Below are 12,828 nucleotides of genomic sequence, written 5' to 3' on the forward strand. Positions count from 1 at the left end.
CGGCGCACTCACGGCCGGCCTCACTTCAGCCTGCTGGAGACCATGATCGACACCAGGTGCAGCACGGTCTGGAGCAGCGCGATGCCGGCGAGGACCGCGACACCGACCCGGGTGTAGAACAGGTCGCCGCGGACCTGGTCGACGATCGCCAGGACCACGATGAGCAGCGAGGCCTCGATGCCGAGGACGAGCCGGTGGAACTTGAGCGCCGCGGCGGCCCTGCGGGCCAGCGCCATGCCGGAGGAGCGCGGCTCGGACGCCGCCTCCTTGACCGGCGGCAGTCCGCCCTGGTGGCGGGCGACGCCGACGAGGTCGGTCTCGGCCTTGATCAGGATGGCGCCGAGCGCGGCGAGCGTGCCGAGGAAGGCCCACAGCCAGTCGATCCGGCCCGTGCCCCACAGATCGGCGGCGCGCAGGCCGAAGCCGACGAGGACGGCCGCGTCGCAGAGGTAGGCGCCGACCCGGTCCAGGTACACGCCGCCCAGCGAGAACTGCTTCTTCCAGCGGGCCACCTCGCCGTCGACGCAGTCGAGCAGCAGGTAGAGCTGGACCATGAGAGCGCCGAGCAGCGCCCCCGGGATCCCGGGCACCAGCAGGGCCGGTGCCGCGAGGACGCCCGCGATGGTCATGACGTACGTGAGCTGGTTCGGCGTGATCCTGGTGCCGACGAGCTGCCGGGTGATCCTGAGGGAGATCTCCCGCATGTACAGGCGGCCGCCCCAGTGCTCTCCGCTGCGCCGGTCCTTGACGCCCGGGGGGTGGACGACCGGGCGGAGCTCAGCTACGGATGGCTTTGGCATAGTCGGCGTACGCGTCCCTGATCTCGTCGTCGGACAGGTCGAGGTGTTCGAGGATGGTGAAGCGGCCCGGCCGGGTCTGCGGGGCGAAGGACACCGCCTGGACGAACTCGTCCACGGTGAAGCCCATCTCCTCCGGCCGGACGGGCAGTCCGTGCCGACGCAGCGTCTCGACCATCTGCGCGGACCCGTCGTGGGCGCCGCGCAGGTGCATCGCGAAGGCCGCGCCGACGCCGCACTGCTCGCCGTGGCTGGCGGCGCGGGCCGGGAAGAGCAGGTCGAAGGCGTGGCTGATCTCGTGGCAGGCGCCCGAGGAGGGGCGGCTGTCGCCGCTGATCGACATGGCGATCCCGGACATCACCAGACCCTCGGAGAGGGTGACGAGGAAGTCGTCGTCACCGACGCCGCCGGGGTGGCGGAGCACGGCCTCGCCGGCGCTGCGGGCCATGGCGGCCGCGAGGCCGTCGACGGGCTCGCCCGTCACCTGGTGGGAGAGCTCCCAGTCGGCGATGGCGGAGAGGTTGGAGATCGCGTCGCCGATGCCGGAGCGGACGAAGCGGACCGGCGCCTCCCTGATCACGTCCAGGTCGATGACCAGGGCGATCGGGGTGGGGACACCGTAGGAGCCCCGGCCGTTGTCGTTGTCCAGGGTGGAGATCGGCGAGCAGATGCCGTCGTGCGACAGGTTGGTGGCGATGGCCACCAACGGCAGTCCGACCCGGGCCGCCGCGTACTTGGTCACGTCGATGATCTTGCCGCCGCCGAGGGCGACCACGGCGTCGTACCGCTTGCCGCGCATGGCGTCGGCGAGCTTCACGGCCTCGTCGATGGTGCCGCCCGCGACCGGGTACCAGTCGGCACCCGGCAGCTCGGGGGCGAAGTGGTCACGCAGCTTGAGGCCCGAGCCGCCGCTGATGGCGACGGCGATCTTGCCGTTGCTGGAGATCCGCTGGTCCGCGAGGAGCGCGGACAGGTCGTCCAGCGCTCCCCTGCGGATGTCGACGACGACCGGCGAGGGGATCAGCCGGGTCAGTACTGGCACGCGATCTCACGGCCCTTCGCGAGGTCGTCGTGGTTGTCGATCTCGACCCACTTGACGTCGCCGATGGGGGCCACGTCGATCGTGAAGCCGTCGTCGACGAGCTTCTGGTAGCCGTCCTCGTAGTACAGGTCGGGGTCGCGCTCGAAGGTGGCCTTGAGGGCGTCGGCGAGGGCCTCGGCGGCCTCGGGCTCGATCAGCGTGACGCCGATGTACTCGCCGGTGGCGGTGGCCGGGTCCATGAGCTTGGTGATGCGCTGGACGCCCTTGTCCTCGGCGGTGATGACCTTCATCTCCTCGTCGGCGAGGTTCTTCACCGTGTCGAGGGCGAGGATGATCTTCTGGCCCTTGCCGCGGGCGGCGAGCAGGGTCTTCTCGACGGAGACCGGGTGGACGGTGTCGCCGTTGGCGAGGATCACACCGCGCTTGAGGACCTCACGGGCGCACCACAGGGAGTAGGCGTTGTTCCACTCCTCGGCCTTGTCGTTGTCGACGAGGGTGATGGTGAGGCCGTACTTCGCCTCCAGGGCCTCCTTGCGGGCGTAGACGGCCTCCTTGCGGTAGCCGACGACGATCGCGACCTCGGTGAGGCCGATCTCGGCGAAGTTCTTCAGCGTCCCGTCGAGGATCGTGGTCTCGCCGTCCACCGGCACGAGGGCCTTCGGAAGGGTGTCGGTGTAGGGGCGCAGACGGCGTCCGGCACCGGCTGCCAGTACGAGACCGATCATGCTGTTTCTCCTTCGTCGTGAACGGCGGGTGCTCCGGAGGAGACCCAGAAGCGGATGGACTCCACGAGCACCACCAGCGCGACGGCGACCGCCAGCGCGGTCAGTGCCAGGGTGAAGTCGTCACCGCGGTCCGCCAGCAGGGCGGCGAGGACGGTCACCAGGAGCGTGCGCCCCTCGTGTCCGCCGGTGACGCGCACCAGCCACGCGGGCGGCGCGCCGGTGCCGCCGCGGATGCGGTACACCGTGTCGTAGTGATGGTAGGCGACCGCCGCCACCAGCCCGAATGCGGCGGGGAGGGCCTGGTCGGCCTCGGAACGCGCGGCGAGGACGAGGACCGTGCCGTACTCGGCGGCGCGGAACAGCGGCGGCAGCAGCCAGTCGAGGGCGCCCTTGAGGGGCTGGGAGACGGCGAGTCCCGAGAGCAGCGCGTAGACGATGGCGGCGCCGACCACGGTCCAGGGATCACCCTGGACGAGGGACGAGCCGAGCACCGCTACCGCGGCGAGGGCCGCGAGCAGCGGCCCGCTCACGTACTGGCGGTTGCCACGGGACCGGAGCCATGCGACGGTCTCGGCGAGCGGGCCGGAGTCCGCGAGGTCCGCCAGGGCCTGGGCGGCCCGGTCGGTGCGCTTCGCCTTGCGGGTCAGGGAGCGCAGGACGCGGCCCGCCGTGGTGTAGCAGGCGCCGAAGGCGCAGCCGATGATCAGCGCCCAGAAGACGATCCGGGGGGTGGTGACGGCGGTGAGGACGGCGATCATCGCCCAGCGCTCGCCGATCGGCAGGATGATCATGCGGCGGGCCCAGACGGTCCAGCCGAGGCTGTCGAGCCGGTCGGAGAGGGCAGCGGTGGGGCTGGTGTTGGCCGTGGCGTCGTGGTTCGCCTCGTTGAACGAGAAGTCCACGACGTGCCGGCAGGTCATGAGGACCATCGCGCCGAGCGCCAGGGCCCAGACGTCGTCGCCGTTGCGGGCGGCGCCGAGGGCGAGGCCCGCGTAGAAGGCGTACTCCTTGGCGCGGTCGAAGGTGGCGTCGAGCCAGGCGCCCATCGTCGAGTACTTGAGCGCGTACCGGGCGAGCTGCCCGTCGGTGCAGTCCAGGACGAAGGAGACGAGGAGGAGGACGCCGGCGGCGATGTAGCCGCCGCGCTCGCCGGTCGCCGCGCAGCCGGCCGCGATCAGGGCGGTGAGCAGCGAGGCGGTGGTGACCTGGTTGGGGGTCAGTCCGCGGCGCGCGCACCAGCGGGCGATGTAGCGCGAGTACGGGCTGATGAAGAAGGTGGTGAAGAAGCCGTCGTGGGCCTTGACGGCCGAGCGCAGGCGTACGGCCTCGTCGTCGACGGCGTCGACGGCGGCGCGCGCCCGGTGGCGGGCCTCGGCGTCGGTGGGCACGGCGGCGACGAGCGTGCCGAGCTGGGGCCGGTGCACGGCGACGCCGTCGGCGTCGAGGGCGTCGGCGACGGTGCCGGTGAGGTCGTCGGTGCCGTCGGCGAGGCCCTCGGCACGCGCAGCGGTCAGGGCGCGGACGAGCGCGGGGCGGGCCCCGCTCTGCGCGGTGAGCGCGCCGGGTGCGGCGGCCGCGGGGAACCGGGGGTCGGTGAGGGTGAGGCGCAGTGCGTGCAGGTGACCGACGAACCGGGGGTCGACGAGCGCGACGCGCTCCCCCGCCGGGACGGTGGCAAGGAGGGCTCCGGCCTCATCGGCGTCCGAGGCGGTCCGGACGTCGAAACCGAGCGACCGCAGATCTCCGTCGAGCGAGGATCCGGGTGCCGGCGGGCCGGTGAGGATGGCGGTCGACAGGCGAACTCACTCCTTGGAGCTGACGGAGGGGCCGGCGGGGCCCATGGCGGCCCCGGGCGCGGCGGTGCGGCCCGGCACGGGGCGGCGACACGTCGGCTGAGGCTATCGGATGAACGGAAGTGCGAGTTCACCGAGGCTTCGCGGGCAGGACTCCCCCGGGCCCACCCATGTCCTCATGGGTGCGCCTCGTCCTGACGGTGATCATCATGGGTGATCGTCGGCCCGCCCCACAAACCCCGGCTGCCGCCCGCCTCCCGGGCCCGCGCGACCGACTTCTGGCCATGGCCGGTCCTGATGTAATCACCGCAGGTCAGAGCATATGACAACGGTGTTCAGTACCGTGTTGCGCATACCCCCCACCCGTAGTTCACTTGCCCCGTCGGAGACCACCGAGCGGACGCGGACGACTCGATCTGGAGGCCATTCCATGGGGGCTGGACACGACCACGGGCACAGTCACGGCGGCCCGCCGCCGACGGGCACCGCCGGGGCCGCGTACAAGAACCGGTTGCGGATCGCGCTCGGCATCACGCTCTCCGTGATGGTGATCGAGATCATCGGCGGCCTGCTCGCCGACTCGCTCGCCCTGATCGCCGACGCCGCGCACATGGCGACCGACGCGGTCGGCCTCGCGATGGCGCTGCTCGCGATCCACTTCGCCAACCGGCCGCCCTCCGGGAACCGCACCTTCGGGTTCGCGCGGGCCGAGATCCTGGCCGCGCTCGCCAACTGTCTGCTGCTGCTCGGCGTCGGCGGCTACGTGCTGTACGAGGCGATCCAGCGGTTCATGGAGCCCGCCGAGACCAAGGGCGGTCTGACGATCACGTTCGCGGTGATCGGCCTCGTCGCCAACGTGATCTCGCTCTCGCTGCTCATGCGCGGTCAGAAGGACAGCCTCAACGTGCGCGGGGCGTATCTGGAGGTCCTCGCGGACGCCCTGGGATCGGTCACCGTGATCATCGCCGCCGGCGTCATCCTGACCACGGGCTGGCAGTACGCCGACCCGATCGCCTCGATCGTGATCGGCCTGATGATCGTCCCCCGTACGGTCAAGCTGCTGCGCGAGACCCTGGACGTGCTCCTGGAGGCGGCCCCCAAGGGCGTCGACATGGCGGAGGTGCGGGCGCACATCCTGGCCCTGCCGGGGGTCGAGGACGTGCACGACCTGCACGCCTGGACGATCACCTCGGGGATGCCGGTGCTCTCGGCCCACGTGGTCGTGGACCAGGGCGCGCTGGACTCCGTCGGCCACGAGAAGATGCTGCACGCCCTCCAGGGATGCCTGGGCTCGCACTTCGACGTGGAGCACTGCACCTTCCAGCTGGAGCCCGCCGGGCACGCGGAGCACGAGGCGAAACTCTGCCTCTGACCACCGGGAGACTGTTAACCTCTTCGTACGCACGTGTGGAGAGAGGAGCTGAGGTTGATGACCGTCGCGATGGAGGCTGCCCGCAGCGGCAGCGCCCGGTCGTCCCTCAGCCTCCGGGTCTCCGGCTGACCTGATCCCGGTCTTCCCACCGGTCCTTCACGTCGTCGGCCGGAACCCACTCACAAAGGGTTTCCCACGTTGTCCGACAACGCCTTGCACGACTCCTTCTTCGCCCTGCACCACGGTCTTCCGCGGCAGGGCCCCGGCTCCGACACCACCACCCGACGGCTCCTCGCCCTCGCGGGGAAGTTGCCGGAGCGTCCGCGCGTCCTCGACCTGGGCTGCGGTCCCGGCCGTTCCGCGCTGCTCCTCGCCGCCGAGGCGGGGGCGGAGGTGACCGCGGTCGACACCCACGAGCCGTTCCTCGCGGAACTGCGGCGGTCCGCAGCCGACCGCGGGCTCGACGGGTCGATCCACACCCTCCGCGCCGACATGGGCGCACTGCCGTTCCCGGACGGCTCGTTCGACCTGGTCTGGGCCGAGAGCTCGGTCTTCGTCCTCGGCTTCGACCGGGCGCTGGCCGAATGGCGCAGGCTCCTCGCGCCCGGCGGCACGCTCGTGCTGACCGAGTGCGTCTGGACCACCGAGGAGCCGGGCCCGGTGGCCCGCGCCTTCTGGGAGGAGCACTACACGCTGCGTACCGTCGCCGGGAACGCGGCGGCGGCGGTCGCGGCCGGCTACCACGTCCTGGGTACCGTCCCGCAGCCGGAGAGCGACTGGGACGAGTACTACGGTCCGCTCGCCGCCCACGCCGACGCGGCCGACACCACCGTGCCCGGCATGGCAGAGGCGGTGGCGGGCGCGCGCACCGAGATCGCGCTCCGGCGCGAGCACGGCTCCGACTACGGATACGCCGGTTTCGCGCTGCGTCCGGCCGATCCGCGCTGGCACACCCGTACGGAGAATCCCGGGGACGCCGGGGCGATCCGGCGGGTCGTGTCGACGGCCTTCGGTTCGGAGGCCGGGGCCTCCGGGAGCGAGGCGGATCTGGTCGACGCTCTCCGGCTCGACCCCGACGCCTGGCTGCCCGGCCTCTCGTACGTGGCCGAGGCCCCGGACGGCACGATCGCCGCGCACGCGCTGATCACCCGCTGCCGGGTGGGCGACGCCCCCGCCGCGGCGCTCGCCCCGGTGTCGGTCGCTCCCGCGTACCAGCGGACGGGGGCCGGGCAGGCCGTCGTCCGGGCGGTGCTCGACGCGGCCCGGCTGCGGGGTGAGCCGCTCGTCCTCGTCCTGGGCCATCCGGAGTACTACCCGAGGTTCGGGTTCGTACGTGCGTCCGCGTACGGAATCAAGCCAGGTTTCGAGGTCCCGGACGAGGCGATGATGGCGCTCGTCCTCGACGACTCCGTCCCCGTCCCGCCGGGCACGCTCGTCTATCCGGCGGCTTTCGGGGTCTAGGGTCCCTCGCGTCGTCCTCCGCTCCCGCCGCACCGGAGTACTCCGGTGCGGCGGGAGCGGCCACGTCCTGCCGCCGAAGTACGGACAAGCCGGTTTCGTGCGGCAGACTGAGGTGGCCCCACCGGGCCGAGGACCGATGCGAAGGATGGGTATGCCGACCACACCAGCCACCGCGGCTCAGATCTCGCCGGAGATCATGTCGAACGGTGTCCAGCCGTCCGGAACCGCGGCGCCGATCATGCTCGAACTGGTCGACGAGGACGGGACGACGATCGGGACGGCCGAGAAGCTCGCCGCCCACCAGGCGCCCGGCCTGCTCCACCGCGCCTTCTCCGTCTTCCTCTTCGACGAGTCGGGCCGCCTGTTGCTCCAGCGCCGGGCGCTCGGCAAGTACCACTCCCCCGGCGTCTGGTCGAACACCTGCTGCGGCCACCCCTACCCGGACGAGGCGCCGTTCGCGGCGGCGGCCCGGCGGACCTTCGAGGAGCTGGGCGTCTCCCCCACGCTGCTCGCCGAGGCGGGCACCGTCCGCTACAACCACCCGGACCCGGCCTCGGGCCTGGTGGAGCAGGAGTTCAACCACCTCTTCGTCGGCCTCGTGCAGGGCGCACCGCGCCCCGACCCGGAGGAGATCGAGGACACCGCCTTCGTGACCGCCGACGAGCTGGCCGAGCGGCACGCCGCCGCGCCGTTCTCCGCCTGGTTCATGACGGTGCTCGACGCGGCGCGTCCGGCGATCAGGGAGCTGACGGGTCCGTCCGGGGGCTGGTGATCGCCGGCAGCTGAGGCGCGCCCCCCGGCCCCGGTGCCATCGGGGCCAGGGGCAGCGCCGCCCAGATGATCTTGCCGCCGCTCGCGGTGTGCTCGACGTCGCAGGCGCCGCCTGCCTCCTGGGCGATCTCGCGGACCAGGAGCAGTCCGCGGCCGCCCGTCTGCCCGTAGTCCGCCTCGAGGGCCTTGGGGCGGTACGGATGATTGTCCTCGACGGACACCCGGATCCACTCGGGGCCGATGGCCACCTCCACCGCTATCTCCGGGGACAGCAGCGCCGCGTGCCGCACGGCGTTGGTGACCAGCTCGGAGACGATCAGCAGCAGGCCGTCCATGATCTCCTCATGGACGGGGACGCCCTGGCGGACCAGCAGGTCGCGTACGGCGTGCCGGGCCTGCGGGACGGAGACGTCGACCGCGGCAGCGGTGAAGCGCCAGACTCCTTCGTAGGACGGTTGCCGGGCGGGGCCACCTCCGTGGGTGTCCACGGTACGGTTCCCACCCTCGTGCTCGATTCTCGCCACGGATCGAGTCTTGGCAATGCGCGGGGGTGGACCGGCCTACTGACCAGAAGTCGACACGTATCGGCCGCTTTCTGATCGGTTGATTATGCCCACGTCAGTTGTTCGACCGATCCGGCGCGTTTTCTGACGACTCCGGGGGCGTCCCGGAACCGGGCTCCGGGGTCACCATGCTGACGATCCGTCGTCCGCCCACCCCGATCGCGATCAGGCCCAGGCCGTCGAAGAGCAGCGCGAGCGAGAAGAAGACCCCGAGCACGTACCGGCTGCTGTCCGGCCAGTCGAAGAGGACGAGCAGACCGAGCAGCAGGCCGAAGGCCCCCTGCAGGAGGGTCCAGCCGAACTGCGGCCCCCGCACCACCACACTGCCGACGAGCCGGAAGAGACCGCCGGTCAGGAAGAGCAGGGCGGCGAACATCGTCAGCGCCTCCGCCGAACCCTCCGGGTGGCGGATCACCACGACGCCCGCCGCGATGTTCAGGGCCGCCACCACCACCGCCAGCCAGAAGTAGCTGGTCCCCCGCGACTGGATCGCCTGGAGCAGGCCCACCACACCGCCGATCAGCAGCAGCCAGCCGAAGAGAAGCATCGAGGTCAGGGTGGCGAGGCCCGTGTAGACCAGACCGACGACACCGCCGATCACGAGCAGGATGCCGAGCGCGGCCAGCCAGCCGAAGCTGCGGTTGAGCCGTTTCCCCTCGCGTGCCATGTCCCGGAGCGGGTCCGGGTCCTCGTGCGTCTCGCCGGTGTCCCTGGCCATGCGGTGCCTCCTCGGGGCGGCCCCCTCCTGATCGTACGGTCGGGCACCGCGGATAGCATCCGGCCCATGGAGCCCCAGCTGAAGGACGGCGTCACGGACGGGATCGCCACCGTCGTCATCGCCAACCCGGCCAAGCGCAACGCGATGAGCGCCGGCATGTGGCGCGACCTGCCCGGCGTACTGGACCGGCTCGCCGCCGACCCCGCGGTGCGCGTCCTGGTCCTGACGGGCGAGGGCGACACCTTCTGCGCCGGCGCGGACATCTCGGCCCTGCGGGAGCCAGGGGACGAGCAGCAGGCGCTCGCGGTACGGGCCGAGGAGGCCCTCGCCGCCTTCCCCAAGCCGACCCTGGCGGCCGTCCGGGGCTTCTGCGTCGGAGGCGGCAGCCAGCTCGCCGCCGCCTGCGATCTGCGGTTCGCCGAGGAGGGCGCCCGCTTCGGGATCACCCCGTCGAAGCTCGGCATCGTCTACCCGTCCTCCTCGACCCGCAGGCTCACCGCCCTCGTGGGGCCCTCGGCCGCCAAGTACCTGCTGTTCTCGGGCGAATTGATCGACGCGGAGCGGGCACTGCGGACCGGGCTCGTGGACGAGCTGCACCCGGTGGGCGCGCTGGACGCACGGGTGGCCGAGTTCGCCCGGGTGCTGGCCTCGCGCTCCCTGCTCACCCAGGCCGCGGCCAAGGAGTTCGCCGACGGGCGCCTGGACCGGGACGCCCACTGGGCCGATCAGGCGCGCGGCAGCGGCGACACCGCGGAGGGGGTCGCCGCCTTCCTGGAACGCCGCGCGCCCCGCTTCACGTACGGGCTCTGAGCGTCAGTCCTCCCGGACGAGCGACTCGGTGGGCCGTCCACGCCACCGGGCGACGATCTCGGCCGGGGCCTTCTCCGGCGAGCCCGCGTCGTACGGGGGCTGCGGGTCGTACTCGGTGAGCAGCTGGATCGTCTGGGCGGTCTCGTCGCCGGCGATCCGGCCGAGCAGGTGCAGCGCCATGTCGATGCCGGAGGAGACCCCGGCCGCCGTGACGTACTTGCCGTCGAAGACGACCCGCTCGCCGGTGGGCTCGACCCCCAGCGCCCTGAGCTCCTCGTAGGCGAGCCAGTGGGTGGTGGCGCGACGGCCGTCGAGGACTCCGGCGGCGGCCAGGAGCAGGGAACCCGTGCAGACCGAGGTGGTCCAGGTGCTGGTCTCGTCGGCGGTGCGCAGCCAGGCCTGGATCTCCGGGTCGTTCATGGCCTGCCGGGAGTCGGGCCCGCCGGGCACCAGGACGATGTCCGGACGCGGGACCTCGGCGAGGGTCCTGTCGGCGACAAGGGCGAGGCTGCCCTGGTCGTTGCGGACGGGCCCGGTCTCCTTGGCCACGAAGACGGTCTCGGCTCCCGGCAGGCGGGCGAGGAGTTCGTACGGCCCGACGGCGTCGAGCGTGGTGAAGCCCGGGTAGAGCAGGACGGCGATCTGCACGGTGGTCCCTTTCAGTCGTTTCGTGTGACGGGTGACGTGACGGGTGAGTGGAAGCGGCGGCGGTACTCCGCCGGGGCGGTCCCCAGGGCCCTGAGGAAGGCGCGGCGCATCGTCTCGGGGGTGCCGTAGCCCGCGGCACGGGCGACTTCCTCGACACCCCGCGAGGTCTCCTCCAGGAGCCGGCGGGCGTGTTCGAGCCTGACCCGGTCGACGTAGCGGCCCGGCGGGGTGCCGGTCTCCTCGTGGAAGGCGCGGGCGAAGTGGCGGGGCGAGAGCCGGGCGCGGGCGGCGAGCGCCTCGACGGAGAGGTCGGCCCCGGGGTGTTCGGTGATCCACTGCTGGAGGTCGCGCAGTGGCTCCCGGCGGGCGGTCTGCGCGGACAGCTGGGCGCTGAACTGGGCCTGGTTGCCAGGCCGGCGCAGGAAGACGACCAGGTGGCGGGCGACGGTGAGGGCCACGTCCCGGCCGAGGTCCTCCTCGACGAGGGCGAGCGCCAGGTCGATGCCCGACGTGACGCCGGCGGAGGTGGAGAGCCGTCCTTCCCGTACGAAGATGGGGTCCGGGTCCACCTCGACCTCGGGGTGGCGGCGGGCGAGGTGCTCGCAGGCGGCCCAGTGGGTCGTGGCCCGGTGCCCGTCGAGGAGCCCCGCCTCGGCGAGGAGCAGCGCGCCGGTGCAGACGGAGACCAGGCGCTCGGCGCGCGGGGCGTGGACGCGCAGCCAGTCGATCAGGGCGGGGTCGGGGTGGCGGGTGCCCTCGCCGCCGGGTACGACGAGGGTGTGCGGAGGCCTGTCGGCGACGGCTTCGGCGAGCGTGGTGTCGGGGAGGACGCGCAGCCCGCTGTGGGTGCGGACCGGCCCGCCGTCCAGGGAGGCGGTGCGGAGGGGGTACGCGGACGGATCCCCGGCGGCGCGGGCGGCACCGGCGAACACCTCGTAGGGGCCGGTGACATCGAGGCTCTGGACGTCGTCGAAGAGGACGACGAGAACGGGTCGCTGCGTCATGCCTCCATCCTTCGCGGCGGCGGCGACGTCCGCAATGACGGGTAACCCACCTTTCCTGCCATCGCGGCAGACCGTCGGCGCCCCGCCCGTTCCCGTCGTACCGACCAGTCGGTAACGTTCGGCCCATGACGACCTCTCTCCCCCCGCGCGCCGGACGCCGTTGCCACAACGTCGTCAACACGGTGCACTCCACGCTCTACTTCTCGCCCGACCTCGACCGCGAGCTCGGCGCCCTCGGCGTCACCGACCCCACCGCGGCGCGACTCGCCGCGCGCAGCGCCGCCCTCGGCGCGGTCGGCGCCGGCACCGTCGCCGCGACCTTCTACAACTACAACCACGGGCTGCTCGCCCGGCACCTCCCCGCCGTCTGGGAGACCGCCTCCCCCGCCGCCGTCCTCGACGCGCGGCTGCGCGCCGTCGACGCGACCCTGCGCCGGGTGCTCGGCGAGGAGACGGTCGCCTCCCCGGAGATGGCCGAGGCCGCCGAGCTCGCCCTGCGCGCCGCCGAGGCCTGCACCCGGCACGCCCGCCCGCTCTACGCGGCCAACGCCGACCTGCCCGTGCCGGACGCCCCCCACCTCGCCTACTGGCACGCCGCGACCCTGCTGCGCGAACACCGGGGCGACGGTCACCTCACGGCCCTGCTCTCGCTGGGCCTCGACCCGGTCGAGGCGGTCGTCTCGCACACGGCGACCGGCAAGGCCATGAGCCCGCGCTGGTTCCTGAGCAGCCGCGGCTGGCGGCGCGCCGACTGGGACGCTGCGGCCGAGCGGCTGCGGGAGCGCGGCCTGCTCGACGCCGAGGGCGAGCTGACGGAGTCCGGCACCCGGCTGCGGGAGGAGCTGGAGGAGATCACGGACCGGCTGGACACCGCCCCGTACGAGCACCTCGGCATCGCGGGCGTCGAGCGGCTCACCGGCCTGGCGCGCGACTTCGCCGTCTCGGCGGCCGGCGCGGGCGCCTTCCCCGCGGACCTGATCAGCAAGGGCTGAGCCGATCCGATCGGCACGGGCCGGGGCGCGCGGGAACCGGCGGCGAACGCCCGGGGACGCGCGCGGGACGGGTCGGTTACCGCGTACGGGTGACCGACCCGGCACAATGCACTCGCAAGCTTGAGGCACGAG

At 72.5% G+C, this 12,828-nt stretch carries 13 protein-coding genes; 5 read left to right on the top strand and 8 right to left on the bottom strand.

Annotation, left to right across the window (positions count from 1 at the left end; translation table 11 throughout):
* Positions 1 to 20 precede the first annotated feature (20 nt).
* From IO20_RS0125330 to IO20_RS0125345, 4 genes are read right to left on the bottom strand one after another with little or no spacing between them, the layout of a single operon-like run.
* The gene (locus IO20_RS0125330; RefSeq protein WP_078946146.1) at positions 21 to 800 is read right to left on the bottom strand and encodes a CDP-alcohol phosphatidyltransferase family protein; all 780 of its coding nucleotides are present in this window, start codon (positions 798 to 800) and stop codon (positions 21 to 23) included.
* The gene (locus tag IO20_RS0125335) at positions 778 to 1,839 is read right to left on the bottom strand and encodes an iron-containing alcohol dehydrogenase family protein (RefSeq protein WP_030553996.1); all 1,062 of its coding nucleotides are present in this window, start codon (positions 1,837 to 1,839) and stop codon (positions 778 to 780) included. Before IO20_RS0125335 ends, IO20_RS0125330 begins: the two co-directional genes overlap by 23 nt.
* Positions 1,827 to 2,564 (bottom strand): phosphocholine cytidylyltransferase family protein, encoded by a 738-nt coding sequence (locus IO20_RS0125340; protein WP_030216089.1) that lies wholly within the window; start codon positions 2,562 to 2,564, stop codon positions 1,827 to 1,829. The genes IO20_RS0125335 and IO20_RS0125340 overlap by 13 nt, the downstream gene beginning before the upstream one ends.
* Positions 2,561 to 4,360 carry a DUF5941 domain-containing protein gene (locus tag IO20_RS0125345; protein ID WP_051874657.1) on the bottom strand — a complete coding sequence of 600 codons (1,800 nt, stop codon included), beginning with the start codon at positions 4,358 to 4,360 and terminating at the stop codon, positions 2,561 to 2,563. Before IO20_RS0125345 ends, IO20_RS0125340 begins: the two co-directional genes overlap by 4 nt.
* Before the next feature lie 427 nt (positions 4,361 to 4,787).
* On the opposite strand from IO20_RS0125345, the gene IO20_RS0125355 reads away from it, so the two are divergent.
* From IO20_RS0125355 to idi, 3 genes are all read left to right on the top strand, one after another.
* Positions 4,788 to 5,729: a cation diffusion facilitator family transporter gene (locus IO20_RS0125355; RefSeq protein WP_030553999.1), complete on the top strand. Its 942-nt coding sequence runs from the start codon at positions 4,788 to 4,790 to the stop codon at positions 5,727 to 5,729.
* A gap of 198 nt (positions 5,730 to 5,927) precedes the next feature.
* Positions 5,928 to 7,190: a bifunctional class I SAM-dependent methyltransferase/N-acetyltransferase gene (locus IO20_RS0125365; RefSeq protein ID WP_030554000.1), complete on the top strand. Its 1,263-nt coding sequence runs from the start codon at positions 5,928 to 5,930 to the stop codon at positions 7,188 to 7,190.
* A gap of 151 nt (positions 7,191 to 7,341) precedes the next feature.
* Positions 7,342 to 7,962, top strand: a complete 621-nt coding sequence (gene idi / locus IO20_RS0125370; RefSeq protein WP_030554002.1) for an isopentenyl-diphosphate Delta-isomerase — start codon at positions 7,342 to 7,344, stop codon at positions 7,960 to 7,962.
* Here idi and IO20_RS0125375 read toward each other — a convergent pair.
* Both IO20_RS0125375 and IO20_RS0125380 read right to left on the bottom strand, forming a co-directional pair.
* Complete coding sequence (locus IO20_RS0125375; protein ID WP_051874658.1) at positions 7,928 to 8,449, bottom strand: ATP-binding protein; 522 nt, start codon at positions 8,447 to 8,449, stop codon at positions 7,928 to 7,930. The two genes, idi and IO20_RS0125375, sit on opposite strands and share 35 nt — an antisense overlap.
* 130 nt (positions 8,450 to 8,579) lie before the next feature.
* On the bottom strand, positions 8,580 to 9,242 hold the full coding sequence (locus IO20_RS0125380; protein ID WP_078946147.1) for an HdeD family acid-resistance protein: 663 nt from the start codon (positions 9,240 to 9,242) through the stop codon (positions 8,580 to 8,582).
* Positions 9,243 to 9,308: 66 nt separating this feature from the next.
* Between IO20_RS0125380 and IO20_RS0125385 the strand changes: the two genes are divergently transcribed.
* Positions 9,309 to 10,052, top strand: coding sequence for an enoyl-CoA hydratase/isomerase family protein (locus tag IO20_RS0125385; RefSeq protein WP_030554006.1), 744 nt, complete (start codon positions 9,309 to 9,311; stop codon positions 10,050 to 10,052).
* 3 nt (positions 10,053 to 10,055) lie between these two features.
* Here IO20_RS0125385 and IO20_RS0125390 read toward each other — a convergent pair whose 3' ends face one another.
* Both IO20_RS0125390 and IO20_RS0125395 read right to left on the bottom strand, forming a co-directional pair.
* Positions 10,056 to 10,700, bottom strand: coding sequence for a DJ-1/PfpI family protein (locus IO20_RS0125390; RefSeq protein WP_030554007.1), 645 nt, complete (start codon positions 10,698 to 10,700; stop codon positions 10,056 to 10,058).
* A gap of 11 nt (positions 10,701 to 10,711) precedes the next feature.
* The gene (locus IO20_RS0125395; protein WP_030554009.1) at positions 10,712 to 11,704 is read right to left on the bottom strand and encodes a GlxA family transcriptional regulator; all 993 of its coding nucleotides are present in this window, start codon (positions 11,702 to 11,704) and stop codon (positions 10,712 to 10,714) included.
* A gap of 125 nt (positions 11,705 to 11,829) precedes the next feature.
* Between IO20_RS0125395 and IO20_RS0125400 the strand changes: the two genes are divergently transcribed.
* A complete protein-coding gene (locus tag IO20_RS0125400; protein ID WP_030554011.1) occupies positions 11,830 to 12,696 on the top strand; it encodes an SCO6745 family protein in 867 nt (288 codons plus the stop codon).
* The last annotated feature ends 132 nt before the right edge of the window (positions 12,697 to 12,828 follow it).

Origin of the sequence: Streptomyces exfoliatus, from assembly GCF_000725545.1 — a bacterium.
GTDB lineage: Bacteria > Actinomycetota > Actinomycetes > Streptomycetales > Streptomycetaceae > Streptomyces > Streptomyces exfoliatus.

Excerpts from the sequence above, each read along its gene's own strand:
- IO20_RS0125330 (WP_078946146.1), bottom strand. The coding sequence starts at position 800 with ATGCCAAAGCCATCCGTAGCTGAGCTCCGCCCGGTCGTCCACCCCCCG.
- IO20_RS0125340 (WP_030216089.1), bottom strand. The coding sequence starts at position 2,564 with ATGATCGGTCTCGTACTGGCAGCCGGTGCCGGACGCCGTCTGCGCCCC.
- IO20_RS0125355 (WP_030553999.1), top strand. The coding sequence starts at position 4,788 with ATGGGGGCTGGACACGACCACGGGCACAGTCACGGCGGCCCGCCGCCG.
- idi (WP_030554002.1), top strand. The coding sequence starts at position 7,342 with ATGCCGACCACACCAGCCACCGCGGCTCAGATCTCGCCGGAGATCATG.
- IO20_RS0125380 (WP_078946147.1), bottom strand. The coding sequence starts at position 9,242 with ATGGCCAGGGACACCGGCGAGACGCACGAGGACCCGGACCCGCTCCGG.
- IO20_RS0125385 (WP_030554006.1), top strand. The coding sequence starts at position 9,309 with ATGGAGCCCCAGCTGAAGGACGGCGTCACGGACGGGATCGCCACCGTC.
- IO20_RS0125395 (WP_030554009.1), bottom strand. The coding sequence starts at position 11,704 with ATGACGCAGCGACCCGTTCTCGTCGTCCTCTTCGACGACGTCCAGAGC.
- IO20_RS0125400 (WP_030554011.1), top strand. The coding sequence starts at position 11,830 with ATGACGACCTCTCTCCCCCCGCGCGCCGGACGCCGTTGCCACAACGTC.